Below are 14,154 nucleotides of genomic sequence, written 5' to 3'. Positions count from 1 at the left end.
GCGACCTTGCCGTCGTGCCGGCGCGTTGACTGGGCATGGCGAGGCCGGCGTTCGAGCAGCAGACCGTGGGTATGCATAACCCGATAAACCCGTTTTGCATTAACGCGAGGCTGTCCCTGCGCGTCCCAGTTTCGCCGCAGCAACGCCCATGCACGCCGATAGCCGTAACTAGGCAAATCAGCGACCAGCCCCTGAAGCTCCGCGACGAGCGGCATGTCGTCACGGGCGGGCGTTTTGCGCTTGTCGACCCATTCAGCTTCGCGCTTTGATTTCACCGCTAGATTAGAGCGCGACACACCCAGGACTTCACAGACCGTCTTCATCGGTCGTCCCCCGGCAGCAATGGTGAGCGCGCAATCAATTTTTTTGCCCGGCCGTACTCCACTGCTTCGCGAAGGATTTCCACTTCCATCGTCTTCTTGCCCAGCAGTCGCTGGAGTTCGCGAATCTGCTTCATCGCATCGACCAGTTCGGAGGCTGGCACCACTGTTCGCCGGCACTCACGGCTGACAGGCTTCCATCCTGATACAGCTTGCGCCAGGCGATTCAATGGTTTCCACGTTAGAGCTGGGCTTAAACATAGGCGTAAGACTACCTCAAAGTTTAAGCGTTACATCGTGTCCGGCTTTCGCAGGGGCCGGCCCACTGGCCCACCGCGTAGCGATTACGATGGAGGCGATGCACGCTGTCGAGGCGTTGGAAGAAGCGTTCGCGAAGTACGGGCAACCTGAGATCGTCAATACCGACCAGGGCAGCCAGTTCACCGCGACAGCGTTCACCGAGGCCGTGCTCAGCCGGGGCATTCGCCTGTCGATTGACGGCAAAGGTGCCTGGCGAGACAACGTGTTCGTCGAGCGCGTGTGGCGAAGCGTGAAATATGAAGAGGTGTATCTGAAGGCCTATGAATCGGTCGGCCACGCCCGCCGCTCAATCGGCGATTACATCAATCTGTACAACCAGAAACGACCTCATTCGAGTCTGGAAGACCGCACGCCGGATGAGGCATACTTCGCGACGCTGCCTGCGATCAAATCGGCAGCATGACTGCCCCGGACGTTCCACTTAAAAATCTCACAAAACTGTCCGGACAAGTGAGGCCACTTCTCTCGCTTCGCTGAGTCGTGGCGACGGCTGGGAAACTCGCCCGCCCCTGCCAATCTCGTTGCATTCCTCCAGCGCTATGTTTCCACCATTCCTCGATTTCTTGAGTGGCAGAAACCCTCCCCGGGCAGCTATGCTTAAGTAGCGCTTGCCTTGAATCAGCAACGCTTGCGGCAGCCAGCGAGCGTTCAGGGATGGTGACAGACTGGTATCAGCGCGGACGCAACGACTGCAAATCTTCAATTCTGTAGGGAAGAAAGCGCCGCCCCAAGTGATGTCTCTGGCGACTTTGTCGAAAACGTCCGGAGCTAGCATGAAAATTGCTCTGCGATGTGGGCGAAGACATCGCTGCATGTCACCTGCGGATCCGTCAGGACCCGTGGATTTACAACAAACGTGGAACATCATCATGGCGGAACGATTGGTTGACGTATTAGATAGTCGCGGTTCGGTCCTGCACACCTACCCCGTTACGCTGGGCGACTCGGGCGACGCAGCTGAGGATTCCGCCTATCAAGAAAAGGCGCTTGAAGCGGCAGCGCAAGGCCGGCTTGTCCCCGACGCTGAACTCCGCACCCTGACGGCAAGGATCCATACGAGTCGGCGCGGTCAGATGGCTCCCTATGGCGATGAAGTTGAAAAGAGTTCGGAAACGAAACTTGGTTTGGAGCAGGCTGTTCGAGAGCGCGCTTACCTGCTCTGGGAGAAAGACGGACGCCCTGAGGGACGCGCGGAAGAGTATTGGCATCGCGCTCTTGACCAACATCTTCGGGAGCGGGCCTACGTTTTATGGCAGCAGGAAGGAAGCCCCGAAGGGCGGGAAGATGAATATTGGCGTCAGCTTGTCGATTTCCAGGCGCAGTGATTCTACCGTCCCAGGACAGCGCGGGAAGTATGGAACAAATCAACGGAGAACCGACCGAAAGGCGCCCCTTTGTGGCGCCGGTGTGCAGCTCATGCGCGCCAACCCATGCGAGCAATGCTCGGCCGCGTGCAACAAAGGTCGAGCGCTCTTGAAATTTTTTCGGCACTCTCCTATTTCCGCTTTCGAAGCATCCGCTTCAGCCTCACCTGTGCGGTACTCGCTGTCCTCTCCCTCCTTGAAGTTTTGCCCCGCTCCATCCGGAGCTATCTGCTTTTTTAGTTCAAGGAAATATTATGGATATCGGTACTGCCATGTGGTTCAATAGAAAGGCAGCGTTTATGTGAAGCGCAAACGGTGACCGTCTGTGCACCATCGCATCCGCTGGCCGCAATCGCGGGGCCGATCCCGCGGGAGGAATTCGGCCAGCACATCCAGCTCGTCGTCACCGACAATCAGCCCGATGCGGAAAAGACACAACAGCGGGTCGCCGGTGAACGCCAGTGGCTTGTGAATGACCTCGGCGCGAAGCATGATCTGCTCAGGGGCATTTTGTGCTGGGGGCACATGCCGCATTATATGGTTGCGGAAGACCTCGCGAATGGAACACTTGTCGAACTCCGACGGCGCGCATGGCACATGCGCGCCCTCATCTTCATGGTGTCGCAGCGGCGCGAGTACTCGTTTTCCGAACGCGAGACACGGCTCGTCGAGCTCCTCGGCAATCCTCATCGCTTGCCAAAGGATGTCAGCCACCACTCCGTCTCACGAAAAAGCAAAAAGCCTGAACGCCCGCCATGCGTGAGCAACAGTCAGTACGGCCTGCCGCTCCTCGACGGATGTCCGCAAATTCAATAAAGCCGCAGTCCGCCTTCGAGAATCTTCAATGGCTGCAACGGGCCGACAACTGGACGATACGGACGATCAACGGAGGACCACACTGCGGGTAGACGTCGGACAAGACTCGGACCACCACCTGTCGTTCGGGGCGCGCAAAGTTCCGCCGTTGGAGCGACAGCGATACCTCGGAACCCAACCGATGAGTGACATGCAAATCTGCCAGAGCCGACGTCCGGTCGCAAACAACCGGTCCGCCCTGTCAATGCGTAATCGTCGTTAAAACAAGGGAATCGACGGACAGGCAGCGACATCGTTCTCCGCGTGAAAGCCATTTACACACTAGACTTGAGTAGCAGGCTCGGGGACATGCTTCGGTACGACGCGGCTCGCTGTCGACGAGCGCTATGCTAGCGATTCGCCTTCGTGGGACAACCGTGGCTCCTACAATGGAGGCAACCGTGATCCGAGCAATCTGCGCCCTTCTTTCGCTTGCTGGTCTTTTCGGAGCTAGCGTGAACGGGTTGGCTGACCCTATACGAATCGAATCCGGTACCTATGGTGAAAATTGTGGCGCCCATCATGGCAATTCGACCCGTGACCTGGCTCTGCACTGTAACGCCGCCGATACCTGTCGTTATCCGGTTGCCTCGCCGGCGGCCCTTCGTATTCGAAATGCTTGCAAGGCCGATTTCGTTGCCGAATGGTCTTGCGGGCCGGGCGAGTTTCACCAGGCTGCAGTTAGATCTGCCGCAAATAACGGGGGGATTCTCGTGCTGACTTGTATCCCTTCCACGGGTGCAGGCAAATGACCGGTCCGGGCAAGGGCAAGCATCAGGCAGAGGAAGCGTCACTGAGAGTCGGCCATAGTGCGACGTCCGAATTTCTCGGCATCCCCAAACGCACGCGATCTGGCATAAAGTTGCGCCCGCGCTGGCGGAGCGCTTCACGGTGGTGGCGGCGGACCTGCGCGGTTACGGCGACAGCAGCAAGCCGCCCGGCGACGCAGCTCACGCCAACTATGCGAAGCGGCGCATGGCGCTCGATCAGATCGAACTGATGCGCCGTCTCGGCCACGAGACCTGCGCGGTGATCGGTCACGATCGCGGCGGGCGGGTCGCGGCGCGCATGGCGCTCGATCATCCGCAAGCGGTGACGCGCCTATGTCGCGCCCACACTCGCCATGTGCGAACAGACCTCGTTCGATTTCGCGCGCGCCTACTGGCACTGGTTCATGCTGGTGAGCCCCGCGCCCTTCCCGGAGACGCTGATCCGCGCAAATCCCGATCTCTATCTGAAGCACACCATCGGAGCGCGCAGCGCTGGCCTGGCGTCGTTCACGCCGGCGGCTTACGCGGAATATCTACGCTGCCTCTCCGATCCGGCGACGGCGCACGGCATCTCGAAGACTTTCGCGCAAGCGTGACGATCGACCTCGAACACGATCGCGCGACGCTCGCATCCCAGCAGCGGATTGGCTGCCCGTTCATGGCATTGTGGGGGCGCAGGGTGTGATCGAATAAAACTTCGATCCGCTTGCCGAGTGGCGGGCGTACGCGCCGGACGTGCAGGGCGAGGCCCTACCTTGCGGCCACTACATTCCCGAAGAAGCGCCGGAGCGGCTGCTCAAGCGCGTGCTGCCTTTTCTCAGCGAGTAAGTCATGTCAGCCCAGACCCTTTACCGGAAGCTCGTCGAGTCGCACACCGTAGCGCGTATCGACGAACACAACGTGCTGCTGTACGCCGATCTGCATCTAATGAACGAGTACACCAGCCCCCAAGCGTTCAGCGCGCTCGATGCCCGCGGCCGCGCGGTGCGCCGTCCGCGCCAGCAACTCGCGGTGGTGAGCCACGTCGCTGCTATGATCCCGCAAAGGATCCGACGCACATTTCGACGGCCATGCGCTCCCTCGAGATGCCAGGTCGGCTGCGGCGTGCCAACGAGCGCGTCGTAGACTTTCAGCGCACGCACGCCATTGCGGAACCTTGTGGTACCGATTCTGACAAGCTCTGTCCACTACTCGCCCGGCAAGTTTCCATATCCACGGCTTTGCATAATCGGCCATTGGGGACGTTCGATGGAGCTTCTTCGGCTGCTACGCGACGAACCCCGCAGGCTTCGCCTCGGGATGCGCCGGGTCTGCACGTTCGAGGGCGGCGAGCGACATGATGCGCTCCTCGGAGGCGTCATCGAAGCTGATTTCTCCCGCAAGGTGGCCCGCTCGCATCACGAGAATGCGATCCGAGATCGTCAGTATTTCGGGCAAGTCGCTCGAGATCACGAGAATCGCGAGGCCATCTTGAGCTAATTCGCGCATAAGCGCGTAGATTTCCGCCTTCGTTCCGACATCCACGCCGCGTGTCGGCTCATCGACGATCAGCACGCGCGGCCTCGAGGCGAGCCATTTGGCGAGCACAACCTTCTGCTGATTGCCACCGCTCAGCAGGCCGACGAGCTGCTCAACCGTCGGCGTCTTGATCTGGAAGCGCCTCACGTAGCCCTCGATCATGCGCGACTCGCGCATCGGCCGAATCACGCTCGCGGTCGAGAGTCGGCCAAGGCCGAGCGCAGCGAGCGACAGGTTGCTGCCGACCGACATCCCGAGCACGAGCCCCTGGTCCTTGCGGTCTTCGGGAACAAGGCCGATGCCGAGCTTCATGGCATCGCGAGGCTTCTTGACATTCACGGGCTTGCCTTCCACCGACACCGTTCCGGCCGTCGGCGGCGGCGCGCCGAAGATGCCCATCGCGACCTCGGAGCGTCCGGCCCCAACCAGTCCCGCGAGACCCACGATCTCGCCACGCCGCAGTGCGAAGGACACGTCGCGATAGCGTTCGTCGTCGCCCAGGCCCTGCACCGCGAGGACGACCGGCTGGTCGCCATGCTCAGGCCGGATGCGCCGCACTTCGGCAAGGTCCCGCCCCACCATCAGACGCACCACTTCGTCCGGAGAGGTGTCCGTGAGCCGCGCCGTGCGCACGTGCTTGCCGTCGCGCAGCACGGTCACGGCATCGCAATTGTCGAACACTTCGCGCATGCGATGCGAGATATAGAGGATCGTGACGCCTCGCTCGCGCAGGTCGTGCACGACCTTGAAGAGCGTGAGCGAGTCGGCCTCGGAAAGACTCGACGTGGGTTCGTCGAGAATCAGGAGACGCGGCTCGTGTATCAATGCCTTGCAGATCTCGATCAGTTGCTGTTGCGCGATCGTCAGGTCGCCGAGACGCGTGTCGGGATCGAGCGTGATGCCGAGCCGTTCCATCGCCGCGCGCGCCTTGGCGATCAGCACGCCGCGATCCACCAGCACGCGCGCCATGCGCGGCTCCGCGCCGAGGAAGATATTCTCCCCCACCGTCATGTTCGGCGCGAGCATCAACTCCTGGAACACGATCGAAATGCCTTGGCGGGCGGCGTCGCGCGTGCCGGACAGTTGCATTTCGTGGCCATCGAACACCAGTCGCCCGGAGGTCGGCGAATGCGCGCCGGCGATCACCTGCATCAGAGTCGACTTGCCGGCGCCGTTCTCGCCCATGACCGCATGCACGGTCCCCGCCTCGACTTCAAAGGAGACATCCTGCAACGCCTTGACGCCGGGATAGATCTTAGAAACATGTTCAACGCTCAAAAGCACGGTCATGGCGGAACTCGTTGCAAGGAAGACGCGGGACGGCCTTATCGAGCTCCATTCCGCGCGGGGTTACTTGCCGGCCGTGAACTTGTCGACGTTCGACGAATTCACGATGTCCACGCCGGTATCAGTGACCGGCGGCACCTTCTCGCCCTTAAGAATCTTGTTCAACTGGTCGACGGATTCCGAACCCATCTTTGTCGGCCGCTGACCGATGAGCGTCGTCGCATAGCCGTCTTTCAGGAGCTTGATCTGCGTGGGCAAGGTGTCGAACGAAACGATCACGAACTTGCCGCCCTTGAGGTCCGCCGCCTTGTTCTTCAACGCGCGCATGTAGGCTTCCGGCGCGAACATCGGCCAGCCGCCCGCGAAGAAAATGCCATCGATATTGGGGTTCTTGGCGAGGATGTCTTGGATCAACTGCACGGCGGTACTCGAATCGTCATTGCAGGGAAAGGGCGATCCCGATACTTCTTTGAAGTTGCTGCCGAGCTTCGACTTAAAGCCCTTGATGCGATCGTTGAGGTTGGCGGCCGACAGTCCGCCCGTGATCACCGCATAGTTCCCGCCTTTCGGAAGCGCCTTCGCAAATGCCTCGCCGCCGGACTCGCCGCCCGCTTCGTTGTTGGTGCCGATGAAGGCGACACGCTTCGTCTTCGGTGCGTCGGAGTCGAAGGTCACGACCGGGATGTTCTTCGCCATCGCTGCGCTGATGACGCCGCTAATCGAATCCGGATTGTTCGGCGCTATCGCGATGCCCGCGACCTTCTTGGTGATGAGGTCGCGCACGATGCGGCCCTGTTCGGCGTCGTCGAGCTGGGCCGGGCCGGTGAAGAGACACTCCGCGCCGATTTTCGCGGCCTCTTCCTTGCAGCCTTTCTCCGCGTCGGCATAGAACGGCACGCCGAGCGCTTTCGGAACGACGGCGAACACTTTTTTATCGGCGGCCTGTGCGTGGGGAGCCACCCCAAGTCCGAACAGAACAGCGGCGGTCACGGCGCCGAGCAGGATGCGTGTCATTGTTTTCTCCAAAGGGTCGTTATGGGCAGAACACTCAGCGACGTCGCCAGACGCCCTTTCTGAGCTGGTCGATGAATACGGCAAGGACGATCACGGAACCGACGAAGACTCCTTGCCAATAGGCGTCGGTGCCGAGCAGGACGAGACCGTTGCGAAGCACTTCAAGGATCACCGTGCCGATGAACACGCCGATCACGGTGCCCTCGCCGCCGCTAAGCGCGGTGCCTCCGATGACGGCGGCCGCGATGACGCTCAGTTCCTTGCCGAGCCCCTGGTTCGAGATCGCGGACGAGAGGTAGCTGACCTCGATGATGCCCGCGAGCCCGGCCAGGACCGAAGACATCACGTAGACGCTCATCTTCAGCCGGTCGACGTTGAGGCCGGTGAGCATCGCGGCGCGCTCGTTGCCGCCGACGGCATAGAGTTGGCGGCCGAAGACGCTGCGCTTGAGCACGATCGCGGCGATGATCGACAGCGCCACGAAGATCAGGAAAGGCACCGGCAGCCCGAGGAAATCGCCGCCGCCGAGCGCGAAGAAAGCGTCCCCATCGGGGCGGAATCCGTCGATCGCCTTGCCGCGGGTGATGATGAGCGCGAGCGCCCGCGCAATGCTCATGGTCGCGAGCGTCGGCACGAAGGGCAGCATGCGTAGCTTGGTCACGCAGAAACCGTTAAACAAGCCGACCGACGCCGCAATCAGCAGCGTCAGCACGCAGGCGGGCACCACGCCCATGCCCGCGTGCATCATCGCGGCGGACGCGACGGCGGCAAGTCCCCATACGCTGCCTACCGACAGGTCGATTCCGCCGGTGATCATCACTGCGGCCTGACCGAGCACCACGATGCCGATGAACGCCAAGTTGCGCGCATCGTTGAGCAGGTTGTCAACGCTCGCGAAGTCGGGCGCGAAGATCGTCAGCGCGACGACCATGATGAGCAGCGCGCCGATGATGCCCGTCTCCCGTGACCGCAGGAGATTCCCAGCGAACCCGGGCCGGGGTTTCGCGCCCGTAGTTGCCGCAGTGGACTTGCTCATTTGTAGCCTCGTGTGCTGGTATTGCCGGGCGTTGCCGGAAGCGGACGGCCCCAGGCCACGCGCTGCGTGCGGTCCTGCTGTGCTAGAACTTTTCCTTGCCGTAGAACGCCTTCGCGTTGGCCTGATCGATGCGCTGCGTGGGCACGATGACACTGCGCGGAACCTCCGTGGCGCAGTCGATCAGGATCTTCTTCGCGAGTTCGAGCGCCTGCGCGGCGCCCGTCGGATAGGTGAAGGTAGCGGCCCACTGGCCGTCCGCCACCGCGCGGATACCGCCGGACGGTCCCGGCAGGCCGTCCGTGCCGATGATCTTCACCTGCCCGACCTTGCCCGCCTGCTTGGCGGCGATGTACGCGCCCGCCGCGGCGAGATCGTTGCTGGTGTAGACGAGCTTGATGTCGGGGTGCGCCTGCAGCATCGCGGAGAACACCGTGACGGCCTGGTCTTCCATCCAGTTGACCGGCTGGACCGCGACGAGCTTGATCTTGGGATTGCTGGCGATGCCCGCCTTGAATCCCTCGAGCCGTTCGATCGCAGGCGATGAACTCGGCAGCCCTTCGAGCACGGCCGCCTCGCCGCCTTCGGGAAGCAGGGTCTTCGCGGCCCATTCGCCCGCTTCCTTCGCGATTGCCCGGTTGTCTCCGCCGACGAAGGCCGTGTAGTTCTCGCCGGTCGTCTTCCGATCGAGCTCGATCACCGGGACGCCCGCCTTGTAGACGGCCGACACGGCCGGGGTGAGAGGCGCCGCCTCGAACGGCGAGATCATCAGCAGGTCGACGCGCTGCGTCATGAAGTTCTCGACTTGCGAGACCTGGGTGTTCACGCTCGCCTGTCCGTCGGCGATGACGAGCTTGAATTTCGGGTACTTCTTCACGAGGCGTTCAAGCTCGTGGTTGACGTGCTCGCGGTACGGTTCCTTGAAGTTCGCCTGGCTGAAACCGATTACGTAGTCGTTGTTCGGCCCGCACTCCTTCGCGAGCGGCTTGCCGCCCGCCGCCCACGTGCCGGACGCGAGAGCGGCGCCGGCAACCAGCAAGGTCGTTTGCAGAAAGTTTTTCATGTGCCCGTCTCCTTTTGTTCTTTGCATGCGCTGTGCACCCCAAGCCACGAGCAACGTTCACCGCTTCGCGCCGCCGCGTCCCACGACATAGGTCTGCAACGCCGCGGCGATCACTATGATCGCGCCGGTCGCGAGCAGTTGCATCGCGGCACTGACGTCGTTGAGTTGCAGGATGTTGGCGAGCGCGCCGAGCATGACCGCGCCCGCTATGGTGCCCACCATCGAGCCGGCGCCTCCGAACAGGTCCGTGCCGCCAATCACGACCGCGGCGATCGCATTTAGTTCGTAGCCGGTGCCGTCGTTGGGGCTGCCGAACGAAAACTGTCCGGCGTGGACAATGCCCGCGATCGCGGACGCGAAACCCGTCAGTGCGTAGACCGAGATCTTGATCGAATTGACCGGAATGCCGGACAGCCGCGCCGCCTTCTCGTTGCCGCCGACGGCGACCACGTAGCGTCCGTAGCGCGTGTTGTTGAGGAGGAATGCGGCAGCGACCGCGAGCACGACGAAGACGAGCGTCGCGACGGGAAAAACGCCGCCGATCCGCTCGCCGAGCACGCCGAACGCCGGTGGCGCGCTGCCGGGCCCGGTGCCGTAGTTGATGTTGATGAACGCATTGTTCGACGCAATCAGCGACAAGCCTCGCGCCGCCTGAAGCCCGGCCAGCGTGACGATGAAGGCCTGGATGCGCAGGCGGGCCGAGATCAGTCCCTGGACCGCGCCGAAGATCACGCCGGTCGCGATGACGAGGGACAAGGTGCTCCACAGTCCCCATCCTTCGTTGACCAGCAGCGTCGCGGTCAGCACCGAGCAAAGACCCAGCACAGCGCCGACCGACAGATCGATACCGGCCGCGATGATGACGAAGGTCATGCCGAGTGCGAGGATGCCGGTTTCGGAGATCGAGCGGATGATGTTGGCGACGTTGTCGGCGCCGAGAAAAAGGATGTGTCCATGCCGGCGCGGCGAAAAGACGATGCCTGCCACGACGACCAGAATGAGCCCAAGCAGGCTCTGGAAACGCACCAGCCAGGCGAGCAGGCTGCGCGGACTTTCGACGGCCTTGGCGGCGGAAGTCGGCGTCGTGCTCATGCGGCGATCCCCTCGCCTTCGCTGATGCGCCGCACGGCTTCCTCGCCTGGATTCGGGCCGAATTCGTGGATCGTGCATCCGGCGTGCATCACGACGATCCGGTCGCACAGTCCGATGAGCTCGGGCAGTTCAGAGGACGCGACGAGCACACCCAGGCCGTCTTTCGCGAGGCCGCGCAGACGCCGGTAAATCTCAGCCTTGGCACCGACGTCCACGCCGCGCGTCGGTTCGTCGAGCAGAAGCAGGCCGGGGTCGTTCATGAGTTCCTTCGCAAAGACGACCTTCTGCTGGTTGCCGCCCGACAGGTTCACGACCTTGGCGCCGGGGAGCCGCGGGCGCACGTCGTAGTCGTTCAGTGCGCGCGTCACGTGCCGCTTCTCGAGTGCGCGCGACACGAGACCGAATGGCGTGACGCGCTTGAGCGTCGACATGAGGACGTTCTGCCCGACCGTGTGATTGAGGATGAGACCGGTGCCGCGCCGGTCGTCGGTAACGTAGGCGATTCCCGCGCGCCGCGCCGCCGCAATGTCGCCCAGGACCGTCGGCTTGCCGCGCACTTCGACGAGGCCGCGCCAGCGTCCGCTCGTGCCGAAGCCGTACAGGGTCGAGAGCAGTTCCGTGCGCCCAACGCCCATCAGGCCGGCGAGGCCGACGATCTCGCCTTCGTGCACCGTCAGCGTGACGTCGCGCGGGGCCTGCCAGCCGACGCGCGCGATGTCGGGATCGAATGCGGCGTGTTCAAGCCGCAGGATCGGCGCGCCGATGTTCTCGGCGCGCGGCGGAAAGAGGTCGGAAAACGGACGCCCGACGAGCAACTGGACGAGCGTGGCCTGCGGCGCGTCGGGGGCCGTGGTCCCGACGACCGCGCCGTCGCGCATCACGGTCACCCGGTGCGCGATGCGCGTGACTTCTTCGAGCCGGTGCGAGATGTAGACGATCCCCACACCGCGCCCGGAAAGCTCCTTCACGACCGTGAAGAGATGATCCGCCTCGGCGGCCGAGAGCGCCGCGGTGGGCTCATCCATGATCAGGATGCGCGCCCTGGCCGACAACGCCTTGGCGATCGCGACGAGCTGACGCTCGCCCATGCGAAGACTCGCGACCGACAGACTCGCATCGAGCGAGACTCCCGCGCGCGCCAGCAGGTCCTGCGCATGGCGCCGCATGTCGGCGGCCGCGAGCACGCCTTTGCTGGTGATCTCGTTGCCGAGGAACAGATTGCCCGCGATATCGAGGCCCGGCACGAGGTCGAGTTCCTGCGGGATCATCACGATGCCCGCGGCGTGGGCCTCTCGAGGGCTCGCGAAACTCACGGGACGACCATCGAGCGTGATGGTCCCTGCGTCGGGCAGGACGGCGCCCGACAGCACCCCCATCAGCGTCGATTTGCCCGCACCGTTTTCGCCAAGCAGGACATGCACCTCGCCCGCCGCGAGATCGAAATCGATGCCTCTGAGCGCATGGACCCCACCAAAGCGCTTCTGGATGCCGCGCAATTCGAGCATCGGCGCAGTCATAGCGCAACGGACCTAGCCCGCCGGATATGCGCTTCCATGTCGTCTCCCGTGTCAAAGGGGATTCGTCTTCTTATCTGTAGCGAGTGAAGCTTAGGCACAGGCAAGCGCTTGCGCAAGCGCTTGCCTTGGGTCGTTTACCCTCATATGCTGAATGCAACGAGGCTGGAAACGCGCACCCATGCAGTCATTCAAAATTGATTACCAAAGGATTACGAATGTCCTCCAATTCCGCGTACTCCAGACTGTGTCGGGGACGCAGTGGCAACTATCGCTGATGTCGCGCGGCTCGCCGGGGTCGCGACCTCAACCGTTTCCCACGTCCTCAACCGCACACGGTTCGTCAGCGTCGACACGACCCGAGCGGTCCACGACGCCGTTCGCGCGCTCGGTTATACGCCCAACACGGTGGCGCGAGCCTTGGCACGATCAACCACTAGTACGATCGGCCTTGCCATTTCGTCCACGAGAAACCGGTACTTTTGCGACGTCATCAACGCCATCGAGGAGGAATGCGCAAAGCTCGGAATGATGGTGCTGCTCGCGAACACGCAGGACGACCCCAAACGGGAACTCGAGATCGTGGCTGCGCTTCACAAGCGGCGGGTCGACGGGATCATCATCGCGCCATCTTGCGGTTGCAACAACAGCGCCTTGACTTACCTGTGCGAACAACGTATCCCGTCGGTCATGGTCGACCGTCTCCCTGATGTCGACCTCGACGGCGTCGGAGTCGAGAACCGGCGGTCTCTCGCGACGATGGTGACCCACCTGATCGATCATGGACACGAGCGGATCGGCTTCCTCGCGGGTCAAGCCAACTTCACGACCGCCCTGGAGCGGGCGGAGGGCTTTCGCGACGGATTGCGCAGCCGCGGGCTTGCGGTCCATGAAGAACGCATTTCCATCGGCCACACCGACCTTGCCACGGCCACCGATGCCGCCGCGCATCTGCTCACATCGGCCAAGCCCGTGACCGCGTTGATCGGCGGCAATAACCTCACGACAATCGGCATCATGCTCGCGGCACGCCGATGTGGCATGCACGTGTCGGCGGATGTCGCCGTAGCGGGCTTCGACGATTTCGATTGGGCCGACGCGTTCGAGCCGCGCCTGACTGCCATGGTTCAGCCGTGCCAAGCGATAGGATCCACGGCGGCGGCCTTGCTCAATAGTCGAATGGATTGCACAACGGGAAAACCGGTGACAATTCGGCTGCCTCCCACCTTCAAAATACGCAATTCCTGCGGTTGCGACGCAGCCTCCCAATAAGGTAAACCGCGCTGTTTCGGGCCTTGTGAAGTTCATGGAAGGAGATAAACATGGATCTGAGAGGCTGACAGCATCTCTGCCTCCGTTATCTTTCAAGTCAATAAGTTAGCAAACGTTGATGTCATGAAAACGATAATTGGCCAGCCAGAACGGAGGCAGCGGTAAGGCCGGACTGGACGCGCTCGGGATACAGGGCGCGGCGTATTGCTTCGTGGATACCGCCCCAGCCCTCTCCGACCAAAATATGGCCCTCCTCCGCCTGACGGACCTCGTTCTAATCCGTGTTCGCCCTTCCCCCGATCTATGGGCGGTCTTCGAGACCCTGGAGCGGGTTAAGGACGCAGGTAAGCCGCTCCTGTTTGTTTTCACCCGACAAAGGCGCAGGCCAGCATTACGGCGCAAACCGTGGCCGTTCTCTCCCAGAACGGGCAGCTAGCGCAGACTTCATTGCGGACCGAGTACCGTATGCCGTGGCGATGACCGAAGGTTGCACCCCGCCTGAGCTAAGGGCCAAGACACCCGCAGCGGCCGGGATAGCGGCCCTTGTGGGCCTGCGTGAAATCATGTTTTCTCGAAAACAAGAAATTAAGGAACCTGGCGAATGGCTAAGGCAAGCAACCCATTAGCGGACGCATTGACTCCGCGCAAGGCGGCGGCCCCGCAGAGCGACGCCCGGCAGAGCGACGCCCGGCATCGAGCGCCACCAACTGCTGCCGCGCCGGTTGCAGAGT

The 14,154-nt window shown here is 62.4% G+C and carries 9 protein-coding genes and 4 pseudogenes; 6 read left to right on the top strand and 7 right to left on the bottom strand.

Annotated features, from left to right (window positions below):
- Positions 1-540: pseudogene (locus AWB66_RS34595) on the bottom strand (IS3 family transposase); the annotation flags it as partial.
- Positions 541-645: 105 nt separating this feature from the next.
- Between AWB66_RS34595 and AWB66_RS28865 the strand changes: the two are divergent.
- From AWB66_RS28865 to AWB66_RS28840, 5 genes and pseudogenes are all read left to right on the top strand, one after another.
- A pseudogene (locus AWB66_RS28865) lies at positions 646-1,044 on the top strand (transposase); the annotation flags it as partial.
- Positions 1,045-1,414: 370 nt separating this feature from the next.
- Entirely contained in the window at positions 1,415-1,966 is a 552-nt protein-coding gene (locus AWB66_RS28860) for a DUF2934 domain-containing protein (protein WP_235021280.1), read from the top strand.
- A 315-nt stretch (positions 1,967-2,281) separates the two neighbouring features.
- Positions 2,282-2,821, top strand: a pseudogene (locus AWB66_RS28855) (LysR substrate-binding domain-containing protein); the annotation flags it as partial.
- A 930-nt stretch (positions 2,822-3,751) separates the two neighbouring features.
- A complete protein-coding gene (locus AWB66_RS28845) occupies positions 3,752-4,315 on the top strand; it encodes an alpha/beta fold hydrolase (protein ID WP_407642335.1) in 564 nt (187 codons plus the stop codon).
- Positions 4,316-4,461: 146 nt separating this feature from the next.
- Positions 4,462-4,656: pseudogene (locus AWB66_RS28840) on the top strand (aconitase family protein); the annotation flags it as partial.
- Between the two features lie 240 nt (positions 4,657-4,896).
- Here AWB66_RS28840 and AWB66_RS28835 read toward each other — a convergent pair.
- The 6 genes from AWB66_RS28835 to AWB66_RS28810 all read right to left on the bottom strand — a co-directional run bounded on the left by AWB66_RS28835 (position 4,897) and on the right by AWB66_RS28810 (position 12,154).
- On the bottom strand, positions 4,897-6,438 hold the full coding sequence (locus tag AWB66_RS28835) for a sugar ABC transporter ATP-binding protein (RefSeq protein WP_087633476.1): 1,542 nt from the start codon (positions 6,436-6,438) through the stop codon (positions 4,897-4,899).
- 60 nt (positions 6,439-6,498) lie between these two features.
- Complete coding sequence (locus AWB66_RS28830) at positions 6,499-7,449, bottom strand: sugar-binding protein (protein ID WP_087633475.1); 951 nt, start codon at positions 7,447-7,449, stop codon at positions 6,499-6,501.
- 34 nt (positions 7,450-7,483) lie between these two features.
- On the bottom strand, positions 7,484-8,485 hold the full coding sequence (locus AWB66_RS28825; protein ID WP_087633474.1) for an ABC transporter permease: 1,002 nt from the start codon (positions 8,483-8,485) through the stop codon (positions 7,484-7,486).
- An 82-nt stretch (positions 8,486-8,567) separates the two neighbouring features.
- Positions 8,568-9,545, bottom strand: a complete 978-nt coding sequence (locus tag AWB66_RS28820) for a substrate-binding domain-containing protein (protein WP_200819089.1) — start codon at positions 9,543-9,545, stop codon at positions 8,568-8,570.
- Between the two features lie 57 nt (positions 9,546-9,602).
- A complete protein-coding gene (locus AWB66_RS28815; RefSeq protein ID WP_087633472.1) occupies positions 9,603-10,637 on the bottom strand; it encodes an ABC transporter permease in 1,035 nt (344 codons plus the stop codon).
- Entirely contained in the window at positions 10,634-12,154 is a 1,521-nt protein-coding gene (locus AWB66_RS28810) for a sugar ABC transporter ATP-binding protein (protein ID WP_087633471.1), read from the bottom strand. The genes AWB66_RS28815 and AWB66_RS28810 overlap by 4 nt, the downstream gene beginning before the upstream one ends.
- A gap of 258 nt (positions 12,155-12,412) precedes the next feature.
- Between AWB66_RS28810 and AWB66_RS28805 the strand changes: the two genes are divergently transcribed.
- Entirely contained in the window at positions 12,413-13,423 is a 1,011-nt protein-coding gene (locus tag AWB66_RS28805) for a LacI family DNA-binding transcriptional regulator (protein WP_087633470.1), read from the top strand.
- Positions 13,424-14,154 lie beyond the last annotated feature (731 nt).

Source organism: Caballeronia telluris, from assembly GCF_001544495.1.
Taxonomy (GTDB): Bacteria; Pseudomonadota; Gammaproteobacteria; order Burkholderiales; family Burkholderiaceae; genus Caballeronia; species Caballeronia telluris.
Note: the sequence above shows the minus strand (reverse complement) of the source record. Positions and strands in the feature narration are given on the sequence as shown.

Coding starts and splice junctions, on each gene's coding strand:
- AWB66_RS28830 (WP_087633475.1), bottom strand. CDS start 7,449: ATGACACGCATCCTGCTCGGCGCCGTGACCGCCGCTGTTCTGTTCGGA.
- AWB66_RS28820 (WP_200819089.1), bottom strand. CDS start 9,545: ATGAAAAACTTTCTGCAAACGACCTTGCTGGTTGCCGGCGCCGCTCTC.
- AWB66_RS28810 (WP_087633471.1), bottom strand. CDS start 12,154: ATGACTGCGCCGATGCTCGAATTGCGCGGCATCCAGAAGCGCTTTGGT.
- AWB66_RS28815 (WP_087633472.1), bottom strand. CDS start 10,637: ATGAGCACGACGCCGACTTCCGCCGCCAAGGCCGTCGAAAGTCCGCGC.
- AWB66_RS28835 (WP_087633476.1), bottom strand. CDS start 6,438: ATGACCGTGCTTTTGAGCGTTGAACATGTTTCTAAGATCTATCCCGGC.
- AWB66_RS28860 (WP_235021280.1), top strand. CDS start 1,415: ATGAAAATTGCTCTGCGATGTGGGCGAAGACATCGCTGCATGTCACCT.
- AWB66_RS28825 (WP_087633474.1), bottom strand. CDS start 8,485: ATGAGCAAGTCCACTGCGGCAACTACGGGCGCGAAACCCCGGCCCGGG.